The following is a 12,966-nucleotide window of genomic DNA, read 5'->3' as shown; positions in this document are numbered from 1 at the left end:
GGCAGGTACGCACCAGGACAGGTTGCAGGAAAGAAGGCTGAAGTCCGAAATGAACGCAGACGGCCGTACCAGGCTCAACCAGACGCCCGAGTGGACCGCTCTGGCCAAGCACCGGGAACAGTTCGGTGACACCCATCTGCGGGACCTGTTCGCCGCCGATCCGGGACGCGGCACCGGGTACACGCTCCAGGTCGGTGACCTGTACATCGACTACTCGAAGCACCTGGTCAACGACGAGACGCTGCGGCTGCTGCGGGAGCTGGCCGCAGCGACCGACGTCTTCGGTCTGCGGGACGCCATGTTCCGCGGGGAGAAGATCAACGTCACCGAGAACCGCGCGGTGCTGCACACGGCGCTGCGCGCCCCGCGCGACGCGGTGATCGAGGTCGACGGGGAGAACGTCGTCCCCGCGGTGCACGCCGTGCTCGACAAGATGAGCGACTTCGCCGGCCGCGTCCGCTCCGGCGCCTGGACCGGGTACACCGGCAAGCGCATCAAGAACGTGATCAACGTCGGGATCGGCGGCTCCGACCTGGGCCCGGCGATGGCCTACGAGGTGCTGCGCAGCTTCACCGACCGCGGCCTCACGGTGCGCTTCGTGTCGAACGTGGACGGCGCCGACCTGCACGAGGCGGTACGGGACCTGGACGCGGCGGAGACGCTGTTCATCATCGCCTCCAAGACCTTCACCACGATCGAGACGATCACCAACGCGACCTCCGCCCGCAACTGGCTGCTCACCGAGCTGAAGGCCGGTCAGGAGGCCGTCGCCAAGCACTTCGTGGCCTTGTCCACGAACGCCGAGAAGGTCGCGGACTTCGGCATCGACACGGCCAACATGTTCGAGTTCTGGGACTGGGTCGGCGGCCGCTACTCCTACGACTCGGCAATCGGCCTGTCCCTGATGATCGCCATCGGCCCGGACCGGTTCCGGGAGATGCTCGACGGCTTCCACCTCGTCGACGAACACTTCAGGACCGCGCCGGCCGAGTCCAACGTGCCGCTGCTTCTGGGCCTGTTGGGCATCTGGTACGACAACTTCCACGACGCCCAGTCGCACGCGGTTCTGCCCTACAGCCACTACCTGTCGCGCTTCACCGCCTACCTGCAGCAGCTGGACATGGAGTCCAACGGCAAGCACGTGGCGCGGGACGGGCAGGAGGTCGACTGGCAGACCGGTCCGGTGGTCTGGGGCACGCCCGGCACCAACGGGCAGCACGCCTACTACCAGCTCATCCACCAGGGCACGAAGCTGATCCCGGCGGACTTCATCGGATTCGCCGAGCCGGTTGCCGAGCTCAACGGTGAACTCAAGGCCCAGCACGACCTGCTCATGGCCAACTTCTTCGCCCAGACCCAGGCCCTGGCCTTCGGCAAGACCGCCGACGAGGTCCGGGCGGAGGGCGTGCCCGAGGAGCTGGTGCCGCACAAGACGTTCAAGGGCAACCGGCCGACCACCACGATCCTCGCCCACGAGCTGACCCCGTCCGTCCTCGGGCAGCTCGTCGCCCTCTACGAGCACAAGGTGTTCGTCCAGGGCGCGGTCTGGAACATCGACTCCTTCGACCAGTGGGGCGTGGAACTCGGCAAGGTCCTCGCCAAACGCGTCGAGCCCGCCCTCACCGAGGGCGCCGAAGTCGAGGGCCTCGACGAGTCCACCAAGGCCCTGGTCGCCAAGTACCGGCAACTGCGCGGCCGCGCCTGACCCGAGACCGCGGGCGCTGCCCCGGGCGCCGGGAGAGGCGCTTGGGGCGGCACCGGGGTGGTTGCGGGGCGGATTGCGGTCGCCCCCGAGCGCGTCGGCTCCCACTGCTGGACACGTGCGTCGGCGCGCTGCCGCCGTGTCCGGTGCCGTCACCTGGCCGGGGGGCGGGAGGCTCGCGATCCCGGCGCCCCAGCAGCCGGTGCTGCCCTGGGCGTCGATCGGCGGGGGTGCCCGGGTGGCCCGAGGGCGGCGCGTGGTGGGCGGTGTGCCGCTGAGGCCGCGGGCGGGGCGGAGAGCGCGTCGGCTCCCACTGCTGGACACGTGCGTCGGCGCGCTGCCGCCGTGTCCGGTGCCGTCACCTGGCCGGGGGGCGGGAGGCTCGCGATCCCGGCGCCCCAGCAGCCGGTGCTGCCCTGGGCGTCGATCGGCGGGGGTGCCCGGGTGGCCCGAGGGCGGCGCGTGGTGGGCGGTGTGCCGCTGAGGCCGCGGGCGGGGCGGAGAGCGCGCCGGCTCCCACTGCTGGACACGCGCGTCGGCGCACCGCTGTCGTGGCCGTGCGGGCAGCAGGCCGGGCTGGGCATGTGCGTCGGCGCACCGCTGCTGCGGTCGGTGTGGTCGGCAGGCCGAGGGGCTGGGCGATGTCCGGGCCGATCGGCGCCGTCGGCCGCGCCCGCCGGCGTCGCTCTGGCCGGCGGTCTCGGCCCGGCGACCCGGCCGTGTCCGCGGCTGTCGGATGTGGTCAGGCCACCGCGCTCAATGTGTCCGCCAGTCGGCGGTGTGCCGCTCGGGCCGCGGGTAGGGCCGAGAGGGCGGCGGCCCCGAGGACCGCTGCCGCGCCCAGTGCGGTGAGGAGGCCGGGGGAGGGGGACTGGGCGATTCCGGCGCCGATGCCGCTGGCGCTGCCCTGGGCGTCGATCAGTCGGCGGGCCAGCGGCAGGCCCAGCGTCGTGGCGACGAGGACCGCGGCCAGGGCCGTACAGCTCGTCGCCGTCACCGTGATCGCGGTGATCTGTCGTGGGGACATGCCGATCGCCTTGAGCGCCAGCAGGTCGCGCTCGCTCTCGCGGACGGTCCCGCCGATCGCGGTGAGCAGCTCGACGGCCCCGATGAGGGCGAGGACGGCCACCAGCCCGGCGACGACTCCGCGCAGCGGGGACAGCCCGTCGGCCGGGTTCGGCACGGCGTGCACGTCCAGGTGCCCGTGGCCGGCCGTGGCCAGGTCGGCCGCGACCCGGTGCGGGTCGGCGCCCGCCCGCAGCCGAACCTGGTACAGGGTCGGGACCAGCTGCGGATCGTTCTCGCGGAGGGTGTCCAGCGAGGTGGAGACGACCCGGCCGGCGTTCTCCGGTTCGATGCTGCGGCCCACGATGTGCAGGATCTGCGGCCGGTCGCCCACGGTCATCCGCACCCAGTCGCCGACGTGCACGTCCAGCAGGTCGAGCAGCCCCTGCCCGGCCACCGCCTCGTCGGGCCCATGTACGCGACGGCCCTCGGCAAGCGCGTAGGGATACGGGTCCTGGCGGGTGCCGAGGCCCCGCAGGGCGATCGTGGCGGTCTGGCCGGGCACCAGGGCGGGCACCTCGACACCGGGGTAGGCGGCGGCGACCCGGCGGTCGGCGGTCATCAGTGCCCGGGCGTCCCCGTCCCCCATGGAGCCGTCGGTCCGCACGGTGAGCGCCGCGGGCAGCCCCATCCGCTCGGGGCTGCTGTGGAACCGGTCGATGGTGGTCCACGCGCTCAGCGCCACCACGATCAGCAGCAGCGGCAGCGCCAGGCGGCCCACCGTGGCCAGCGACCGGCGGCGCCCGGTGAACACCTTGTGGCAGCCCAGGACCAGCGCGGGCGGCAGCCGCAGCCCGAGGGCGCGCCGGGCCACGCCGGTCAGCCGTCCGCCGGACTGGGACGCGGGCCGCGGCACCGGCACCGGAGAGACCCGCCCGGCCCGCCAGGCCGCGAGCCCGGTGGTCAGCGCGATGAACAGCACCGCGCCGACGGGCACCGCGAACAGGGCCACGGTCTGCCCCGGCAGTCCCTGCCATACCCCCACCGCGTCACCGAGCCGCCCCGGGATGCGGCGGCCCAGCCCCTGGATGAGCGCCCCGGCGGCCACGGCGCCGACGACGGCGTACGCGACGTGCTGGAGCAGGAAGATCCGTACGACCTGGCCGGGCGTGAGGCCGATCGCCTTGAGCACCGAGATGTCCCGCAGATGGCCCCGGATCCGGGTGCCGATCGCACCGTGCACCGCGAACCCGGCCGCCGCCAGCGCGCCGAGGCCGAACAGCCCCAGCACCTGGCCGAACAGCCGGCTGTCGCCCTGGGCCTCGGCCCGCGCCTGCTGCCAGGTGGAGACCTCGCCGACCGCGCCGGAGCCCAGCACGGTGACCGCCCGCTGGACGGCGTAGTCCGTGTCGTCGGGGTCGGTCAGCCGCAGCCCGACGACCTGGACGCCGGGATCGCGCACGGCGCCCGGCGGTGCCCAGACGAGCCCCGGCTGCTCGCCGGGGCTGTAGCGGGGTTCGGGGCTGTCGGCGATGCCCACGACGGTCAGGGTCCGGGCCGTGCCGGGCAGGCTCAGCGTGTCCCCGGGCTCGGCCAGCAGGGCCCGGGCGAGCCGGCTCTCCAGCACCACCCCGTTCGGGTCCGAGGGCCGCAGCCAGTGGCCGGAGGTGAGCAGCGGCCGGTCCACGGTGAGCCGCTCGGGGGTGGAGCGCAGTTCCACGGAGGCGCGGGTGCCGCGCGAGGAGACGGTGACGGACTCCGTGGCATAGGGGCCGGCGACGGTGTCGACTCCGTCCAGCCGGGCCAGCCTGGCGGTGTCGGCGGACTGCGAGGCGTGGATCCACACGTGTGCGCCGCGGGCCTGGTTGAAGATCCGCTGCCAGGGGTTGGTCGCGTACCCGAACAGCGCCGTGGCCAGCAGCAGCGAGGCGACGATGCCGGCGGTGGCGAGCACCATGAACAGCGCCTCACCGCGGTGCGTGCGCAGATCGGAGTGCGCCCAGCGCAAGGTGGCCCGCACCGGCTCAGCCTCTCGGCTCGCGCCGGGCGGATCGGCTCGCCCGCGACATCTCGTCGTACACCGCCGTCAGTCCTTCAGCTCCAGCACACCCGAGATCCCGGCGCCCCGGGTCGGTGTGCCGTCCAGTGCGGCGTCGTCGGCGATCCGGCCGTCGAAGAAGCTGATCACCCGGTCCGCGGCGCTGGCCAGCCGGGCGTCATGGGTGACCAGCACAATGGTCTGGCCGCGCCCGTGGAAGCGCGAGAGCAGCCGCATGACCTCACGGGTGCCCTTGCTGTCGAGGCTGCCCGCGGGCTCGTCCGCGAGCAGCAGCGGCGGATGGTTGACCAGGGCCCGGGCCAGCGCGACCCGCTGCTGCTCACCGCCGGACAGCTCACCCGGCATGCTGCGTTCCTTGCCCTCCAGGCCCAGCTCGGCCAGCAGCTCCTCGCGCTCGGCCCGGGCCCGCTTCGGGGGGACACCGGCGAGCAGGGCCGGCAGTTCGACGTTGTCGGCGACCGACAGGTTGGAGACCAGGTTGAAGAACTGGAAGACGATCCCGATGCGCTTCCTGCGCTCGACGGCCCAGCGCGCCTCGCTGTAGGCGTCGGTGCACTCGCCGGCCAGCCAGAGGCTGCCGGCGTCCGGCCGCTGCAGGCCGCCGAGCAGATGCAGCAGCGTCGACTTCCCGGCGCCCGAGGGGCCCGTGACGGCCACGAACTCGCCGTGTGTCACGCGAAGATCGACGCCACGCACGGCATGTGCGGGCGCGCCCTCGCCGTAGTGGGTCTTGACCAGGCCCTCGGCGCGCAGCAGAGGAGCGGGGTGGTCGGGAGCGGAAAGGTCGCTCACTCCATCTCCTCCAGTTCCTCCTGGCACCGCTCAAGCCAGTCCAGGTCGGCCTGGAGATGCAGCATGGCGCCCTCGATCAGCAGGTGGGCTATGCGGTTGTCCCGGTTCTCGGCCGCGGCCAGTTTCGACAGGTTGCGCATGGTGTTGAGGTACTGGCGCCGTTGCTGGTTGATGAGGGCGATCTGGTCGGCGAGACCGGTCTGCGGGGCGAGGGCGAGCTTCATGAAGAACTCGTCCCGTACCCGCGGCTCGTCCTCGGGCTCCTCGAACCAGACGCGCAGCGCCTCCCGCCCGGCTTCGGTGAGGTGGTAGACCTTCTTGTTGGGTCGGCTGGACTGCTCGACGTCCTCGCCCTCGATCAGTCCCGACTTCTCGAGGCGGCCGAGGGTCACGTAGATCTGGCCGACGTTCGGCTGAGGGTACGCGGAGCCCAGCAGTTGCTCAAGGTCCTGCTTCAGCTCGTAGCCGTGGGCCGGGCCGCGTGCGAGGAGTGCCAGGAGGGGCAGGCGCACTCGTGCTGTCCTCCTGTCCGGTCAAATGTGCTCCAGGCCCTAGTATCGCCCATACCTAACAGGTATACATGGCCTCTGACCCGAGCCAGGGCGCCGGGTGCCGGGTGTGCTAAGGAGGAACCTATGCGGTGGATCCACACCGCCGGTAGGGGCCTCCTCGTCCTCGCCGTGGTCCTGACCGGTTATGTCGCCTCCGGCGCGCAGGCCGACGAGGGCGGCGGCGGCCGCGGTCCGCTCACTCTGGCCACCGCCGGGGATCTCACCGGCTATCTTGCCCCACTCCTCGACGGCTGGAACCGCACCCACCCCGCCGAGAAGGTCACACTCGTCGAGCTCCCGGACTCGGCCGACGAGACCCATGCGCAGATGACCACCGACCTGCGCGGCGGCGACCGCAGCCGCTTCGACGTCCTCAACATCGACGTCAACTGGACCTCCGAGTTCGCAGCGGCCGGCTGGATCCGCCCGCTGCCGCGCGACCGCTTCCCGCTGAAGACCTTCCTGCCGCCGGTGGTCGACACGGCCACTTACGACGGGCAGCTGTACGCCGTGCCGTACGTCACCAACGCCGGACTGCTCCTATACCGCAAGGACGTCCTGGCCAAGGAAGGCGTGCCGCCACCGCGCACCTGGGCCGAGCTGGAGCGGGACGCGAAGACCATCGCGCCCAAGTACGGGCTCGACGGCTACGCGGGCCAGTTCCTGCCGTACGAGGGCCTCACCGTCAACGCGGCCGAGGCCGTGTACTCGGCGGGCGGCACGATCCTCGGCGACGAGGGCGCCCGGGTCACCGTGAACTCCGCGGCGGCCCGTGAGGGCATCGGGTTCCTGGCGCGCGGGGTGCGCGAGGGCTGGATCCCGCGGCAGGCGCTGACGTACAAGGAGGAGGAGTCCAAGCAGGCCTTCCAGGACGGCCGGCTGCTCTTCCTGCGCAACTGGCCCTATGCGTACGTCGCCGCCTCGGCCAGGGGCTCCAAGGTGGCCGGTGAGGTCGGCGCGGTACCGCTGCCGGGCCCGGACGGACCCGGGACGAGTGTCCTCGGCGGCTCCAACCTGGCCGTCAACACCCATGCGCGGCACCCCGACTCGGCCGCGCGGCTCATCGCGTACCTGACCGGTGAGCGCGTCCAGCGCCAGGTCCTCACGCGCGGCGCGCTGCCGCCGGTCCGCGCCTCGCTCTACGACGACCCCGAACTGGTACGGCGGTTCCCCTATCTGCCGACCCTGCGCGCCGCCGTGCTCGCGGCCGCCCCGCGCCCCAAGAGCCCGCACTACGACCAGGTCAGCCTGGTGGTGCAGGCCGTCGTGCACGACGCGCTGACCGGGCACCAGACGCCCGAGAGCGCGGTGCGGCGGCTGGCGCGGGAGCTCGCCGCCATCTCCCAGCGATAGTCCCTCGCTAGTTACTTGTTAAGTAACGCCGGGGTCTCATCTTGCCGCTGGATGCCCTGATAAGTCCGTATATAAAGGACCAACTCCGCGGTAGCTTCTGCCTCTTCGTTGACACCCTCACGACACGTCTACTTAACATGCATGCATAACCGTAAGCACGCACAGACAGGCCGACGGGGTGAGTCTTCAGCGCAATCGCACCCACCACTGGTGGCGCGACGCAGTGATCTACCAGGTGTACGTCCGCAGCTTCCTGGACAGCACCGGCGACGGTATCGGCGACCTGGCCGGAGTCAGGGCAGGACTGCCGTACCTCAAGAAGCTCGGTGTCGACGGGGTCTGGCTGAGCCCGTTCTACCCCTCGCCCCAGCACGACCACGGCTACGACGTCGCCGACTACTGCGGCGTCGACCCGCTCTTCGGCGACCTGGCCGAGTTCGACCTGCTGGTGACCGCCGCCCGGCGGCTCGGCATCAAGGTGCTCCTGGACATCGTCCCCAACCACTGCTCCAGCGAGCACCCGTGGTTCCGCGAGGCGCTCGCCGCCGCGCCCGGCACCCCGGCCCGCACCCGCTTCCACTTCGCCGACGGCCGCGGCCCGGACGGCACCGAGCCGCCCAACAACTGGCACGCCATGTTCGGCGGCCCGGCCTGGACCCGGGTCACCGAGGCGGACGGCCGCCCCGGCCAGTGGTACCTGCACATGTTCACGCCGGAACAGCCCGACTGGAACTGGCGCGACCCCGAGGTCGCCGCCGAGTTCGACCGCGTCCTGCGCTTCTGGCTGGACCGGGGCGTCGACGGCTTCCGCATCGACGTGGCCGCCGGCCTCTACAAGCACCCCGAGCTGCCCGACTCCCCGGACCCCGAGGCCGACGCCCGCACCCGCGACTCGGTCAACCCGCTCGCCTGGAACCAGCCCGAGGTGCACGACGTGTGGCGGCACTGGCGCGCGGTGTGCGAGGAGTACACGGCACACGACGGCCGCGAGCGGCTGCTGGTCGGCGAGGTCTCGGTCCCCACGGCCCGCGAACACGCCGAGTACGTCCGCCCGGACGAACTCCACCAGGCCTTCTTCTTCGACCTGCTGGGCGCCGCCTGGGACGCCGACGCCTTCCGCAAGGTCATCTCCGAGGCCATGCAGGACATAGCCGGCACGGGCTCGACGGTCACCTGGGTCCTCAACAACCACGACCAGGTCCGCACCGTCACCCGCTACGGAGAACCCGCCACCGAGGGCAGCGGCCTCGGCGCCGCCCGCGCCCGCGCCGCCGCGTTGCTGATGCTGGCGCTGCCCGGAGCCGCGTACATCTACCAGGGCGAGGAGCTGGGCCTGCCCGAGGTCGTCGACCTGCCCGACGACGTGCTCACCGACCCGATCTTCCGCCGCACCGGAAGCCGCGCCCGCATACGTGACGGCTGCCGGGTGCCCCTGCCCTGGTCCGGGCAGGCCTCCCCGTTCGGCTTCACCTCCGGCGCCGAGAGCGCCAAGCCGTGGCTGCCGCAGCCGTCGTACTTCGCCGAGTACGCCACCGACCGCGCCCTCGCCGACACCCGCTCCTTCTGGCACCTGTACCGCGACGGACTCCAACTGCGCGCCGCACTGCCCCAGTTGGGCGAAGGCACGCTGCGCTGGCTGGACTCCGCGCCGGGCGTCCTCGCCTTCGTCCGCGGCGACGACCTCGTCTGCGCCGTCAACTTCGGTACGGCCCCCACCCCCGCGCCGGTCTCCGGCACACCCCTGTTGTCCAGCGGTCCCTGCCCGGCCGGGGTGCTCCCCGGCTCCACGGCCGCCTGGTGGATCAGCGACGGCACCGGCCTCTGATCCTTCTCCGCTCCACCCTCGTCAGTTTCCCACCCCTGAAGGGACATCAACGATGATGCGACGACGTACCACCCTGCTCACCGGCTGCACCGCCCTCGTCCTGGGGCTCGGCGCGACCGCCTGCGGCGGCAGCGGCCCGGTCTCCGCGGGCGGCGGCGACAAGGCGCTGAGCGGCCAGACCGTCACCGTGGCCGGTGTCTGGTCCGGCAGCGAGCAGAAGAACTTCCAGAAGGTGCTCGACGCGTTCAGCGCGAAGACGGGCGCCAAGACACAGTTCGTGTCCACCGGTGACAACGTCTCCACCGTCGTCGGCAGCAAGATCGAGGGTGGCAACGCCCCCGACGTCGTGATGGTCCCGCAGGTCGGCGTGCTCCAGCAGTTCGCGAAGAAGGGCTGGCTGAAGCCGCTGTCGTCGGCCGCCGAGCAGACCGTCGACGCCGACTTCGCGCCCGTGTGGAAGAAGTACGGCAGCGTGGACGGCACCCTGTACGGCCTCTACTTCAAGGCCGCCCACAAGTCGACGGTCTGGTACAGCCCCGACGCCCTCACCCAGGCGGGCGTGAAGCCGCCGACGACGTACGCCGAGATGCTGAAGGCCGGCCATACCGTCTCCGACTCCGGCCTCGCCGCCTTCTCCGTCGCCGGACAGGACGGCTGGACGCTCACCGACTGGTTCGAGAACGTCTACCTGTCCCAGGCCGGACCCGAGAAGTACGACGCCCTCGCCGCCCACAAGCTGAAGTGGACCGACCCGAGCGTGGTCAAGGCGCTCACCACGCTCGGCAAGCTGTTCAAGGACAAGCAGCTGATCGCGGGCGGCCAGAAGGGGGCCCTCAACACCGACTTCCCCGGCTCGGTGGAGAAGGTGTTCGGGCCCAAGGCCGAGGCCGGCATGGTCTACGAGGGCGACTTCGTCGCCGGTGTGGCGCACGACCAGTTCGGAAAGGTGATCGGCAAGGACGCGAACTTCTTCCCGTTCCCGGCGGTCGACGGCGGTACGGCGCCCGTGGTCAGCGGCGGTGACGCGGCCGTCGTACTGAAGGACGGCAAGAACGCCAAGGCCGGAATGAAGCTCATGGAGTACCTCGCGAGCCCCGAGGCCGCGGCCGTCTGGGCGAAGGCCGGCGGCTTCCTGTCCCCGAACAAGAAGCTCGACCTCACCTCCTACGCCGACGACGTCACCCGCGCGACCGCCAAGTCCCTGATCGAGGCGGGCGATTCGGTCCGCTTCGACATGTCCGACCAGGCGCCCGCGGCCTTCGGCGGCACCAAGGGCGCGGGCGAGTGGAAGCTGCTCCAGGACTTCCTGCGTGACCCGTCCGACCCGAAGGGCACCGCGGCGGAGCTGGAGTCCGCGGCGGCCAAGGCCTACCAGGACTGACCTTCGATGACCGCCACCACGCTCGTACACAAAGAGGCGAGCCCGCCCGCCGCCGGTGCGACCCGCAGGCGTCGCAACCGGCGGCGGGGCCGGATCGTCGCCCTGTTCTTCGTCTTCCCCGCGCTGCTGCTGCTCGGCGCGCTGGTCGTCTACCCGGTGCTGTTCTCCGTCGGACGCAGCTTCTTCGACGCGTCCGGCACCCGCTTCGTCGGCGGCGGCAACTACACCGAGATGTTCCGCGACCCGGCGACCGTCAAGGCCATCCGCAACACCGCGATCTGGGTCCTGGTCGCCCCGGCCCTGCTGACCGGCCTCGGCCTGATCCTGGCCGTCCTGGTGGAGAAGGTCCGCTGGGCCACCGCGTTCAAACTGCTGCTGTTCATGCCGATGGCGGTCTCCTTCCTCGCCGCCGGCATCATCTTCCGGCTCGCCTACGACGAGGACCCGAACAAGGGTGTCCTCAACGCCGCCGTGGTCTCGGTGCACGACGCCTTCACGGGCACGTCGTCGTACCCGACGGCGCGGGCGCGTGACGGACAAGGGCTCACCCGGGGCCAGGACGGCTCATACCTGACGGACGCCGCCCTGTCCCCGGGTGACTCGGTGGCCGTCGGGCTGGTCGGCGTGCTGCCGGGGGACCTGCCCCAGGGCGCGTCGCCCGCCTATCCGGCGGCCTCGCACAAGGCGGCCCCCGGCGAGCTGCGCGGCGTCGTCTACCTGGACTTCACGCCCGGCGGGGGAGGGAAGCAGGGCAGGGTCGACCCGAAGGAGAGCGGGCTGCCCGGCATGAAGGTCGAGGCGATACGCGACGGACGGTCGGTCGCAAGCACGACGACGGCATCCGACGGCTCCTTCCGCTTCGCCGGGCTCGACGACGGCTCGTACACGGTGAAGCTGCCCGCCTCCAACTTCGCGCCGCCCTACCAGGGCATCTCCTGGCTCGGGCCGGCACTGGTCACCCCGGCGATCATCGGGGCGTACCTGTGGATCTGGACCGGCTTCGCGATGGTCCTGATCGGCGCGGGTCTCTCGACCCTCCCGCGGGACGCGCTGGAGGCGGCCCGGATGGACGGCGCGAACGAGTGGCAGATCTTCCGCCGCATCACGGTGCCGCTGCTCGCCCCGGTGCTGACGGTCGTCTTCGTGACCCTCGTCATCAACGTGATGAAGGTCTTCGACCTCGTCTACATCATCGCGCCCGGACCGGTGCAGGAGGACGCCACGGTGCTCGCGACGCAGATGTGGCTGGTGTCCTTCGGCGGCGGCAACAACCAGGGTCTCGGCAGCGCGCTGGGCGTGCTGCTCCTGCTCTTGGTGATCCCCGCGATGGTCTTCAACGTCCGCCGTTTCCGAAGGAGTCAGCGATGAACGCGATCAGGCGCGGTCTGGGCAACGGCCTGGTCCAGGCGTTCCTCGTGGTGATCGGCCTGGTCTGGCTGACGCCGCTGGCGGGGCTGTTCGTGTCGTCGATGCGGTCCGCCCAGGACACGGCCAAGGGCGGCTGGTGGACGGCCCTGGCGAGGCCCGGGCAGCTGTCGTTCGACAACTACTCGGCGCTGCTGAAGAACTCCGGTATGACGCAGGCGTTCTGGAACACGGTGCTGATCTCGGTGCCGGCGACGACCCTGGTCGTCGTCATCGCCGCGCTCGCCGGATACGCCTTCGCCTGGCTGGACTTCCCGGGTCGCGAGCCGCTCTTCCTGCTGGTGGTGGCGCTGCTCGTGGTGCCCGTCCAGATCGGCCTGCTGCCGGTCGCCAAACTCTTCGGACAGCTGGGCCTGTTCGGCACGATCCCCGGTGTCGTGCTCTTCCACGTCGCCTACGGCCTTCCCTTCGCCGTGTTCCTTCTGCGCAACTACTTCGCCGAGATGCCGAAGGAGATGCTGGAGGCGGCACGCATGGACGGCGGCAGCGAATGGCGCATCTTCACGCGTCTGGTCCTGCCGGTCGGCCGCCCCGCGATCGCCAGCCTGGCCATCTTCCAGTTCCTGTGGGTCTGGAACGACATGCTGGTGGCCCTGCTCTTCGCCGACAGCTCCTCGCAGCCGCTGACGGTGCAACTCCAGTCACAGATACGCCAGTTCGGCAGCAACATCGACGTCCTGGCGCCCGGGGCGTTCCTGTCCCTGATCGTGCCTGTGGTGGTGTTCTTCGCCTTCCAGCGGCACTTCGTGCAGGGGGTGATGGCGGGGTCGGTGAAGTAGTTTTCTCGCCCCCGCCGCCCTTTCCCATTCCCATCCCCAGGGGCTCCGCCCCTTCGACCTCGCCAAGGGGCTCCGCCCCCTGGACCCCCGATCG

Annotated in this window: 9 protein-coding genes; 6 read left to right on the top strand and 3 right to left on the bottom strand. The window is 71.4% G+C overall.

What is annotated here, in order from left to right; genetic code table 11:
- The first annotated feature begins 49 nt into the window (after window positions 1-49).
- Complete coding sequence (pgi, locus tag Q8A52_RS18220; protein WP_316753387.1) at window positions 50-1,705, top strand: glucose-6-phosphate isomerase; 1,656 nt, start codon at window positions 50-52, stop codon at window positions 1,703-1,705.
- A gap of 739 nt (window positions 1,706-2,444) precedes the next feature.
- Here pgi and Q8A52_RS18215 read toward each other — a convergent pair.
- From Q8A52_RS18215 to Q8A52_RS18205, 3 genes are all read right to left on the bottom strand, one after another.
- The gene (locus Q8A52_RS18215) at window positions 2,445-4,727 is read right to left on the bottom strand and encodes an ABC transporter permease (protein ID WP_316753385.1); all 2,283 of its coding nucleotides are present in this window, start codon (window positions 4,725-4,727) and stop codon (window positions 2,445-2,447) included.
- A 66-nt stretch (window positions 4,728-4,793) separates the two neighbouring features.
- Window positions 4,794-5,558, bottom strand: coding sequence for an ABC transporter ATP-binding protein (locus Q8A52_RS18210; protein WP_316753383.1), 765 nt, complete (start codon window positions 5,556-5,558; stop codon window positions 4,794-4,796).
- A complete protein-coding gene (locus tag Q8A52_RS18205; RefSeq protein ID WP_316753381.1) occupies window positions 5,555-6,070 on the bottom strand; it encodes a PadR family transcriptional regulator in 516 nt (171 codons plus the stop codon). The genes Q8A52_RS18210 and Q8A52_RS18205 overlap by 4 nt, the downstream gene beginning before the upstream one ends.
- 123 nt (window positions 6,071-6,193) lie before the next feature.
- On the opposite strand from Q8A52_RS18205, the gene Q8A52_RS18200 reads away from it, so the two are divergent.
- From Q8A52_RS18200 to Q8A52_RS18180, 5 genes are all read left to right on the top strand, one after another.
- Window positions 6,194-7,462, top strand: coding sequence for an ABC transporter substrate-binding protein (locus Q8A52_RS18200; protein WP_316753379.1), 1,269 nt, complete (start codon window positions 6,194-6,196; stop codon window positions 7,460-7,462).
- Window positions 7,463-7,640: 178 nt separating this feature from the next.
- Complete coding sequence (locus Q8A52_RS18195) at window positions 7,641-9,287, top strand: glycoside hydrolase family 13 protein (RefSeq protein WP_316753378.1); 1,647 nt, start codon at window positions 7,641-7,643, stop codon at window positions 9,285-9,287.
- 52 nt (window positions 9,288-9,339) lie between these two features.
- A complete protein-coding gene (locus tag Q8A52_RS18190) occupies window positions 9,340-10,668 on the top strand; it encodes an ABC transporter substrate-binding protein (protein ID WP_316753376.1) in 1,329 nt (442 codons plus the stop codon).
- Window positions 10,669-10,674: 6 nt separating this feature from the next.
- The gene (locus Q8A52_RS18185; protein ID WP_316753375.1) at window positions 10,675-12,036 is read left to right on the top strand and encodes an ABC transporter permease; all 1,362 of its coding nucleotides are present in this window, start codon (window positions 10,675-10,677) and stop codon (window positions 12,034-12,036) included.
- Window positions 12,033-12,872 carry a carbohydrate ABC transporter permease gene (locus tag Q8A52_RS18180; protein WP_316753373.1) on the top strand — a complete coding sequence of 280 codons (840 nt, stop codon included), beginning with the start codon at window positions 12,033-12,035 and terminating at the stop codon, window positions 12,870-12,872. The genes Q8A52_RS18185 and Q8A52_RS18180 overlap by 4 nt, the downstream gene beginning before the upstream one ends.
- The last annotated feature ends 94 nt before the right edge of the window (window positions 12,873-12,966 follow it).

Source organism: Streptomyces herbicida (assembly GCF_032656585.1).
Lineage (GTDB): Bacteria > Actinomycetota > Actinomycetes > Streptomycetales > Streptomycetaceae > Streptomyces > Streptomyces herbicida.
Note: the sequence above shows the minus strand (reverse complement) of the source record. Positions and strands in the feature narration are given on the sequence as shown.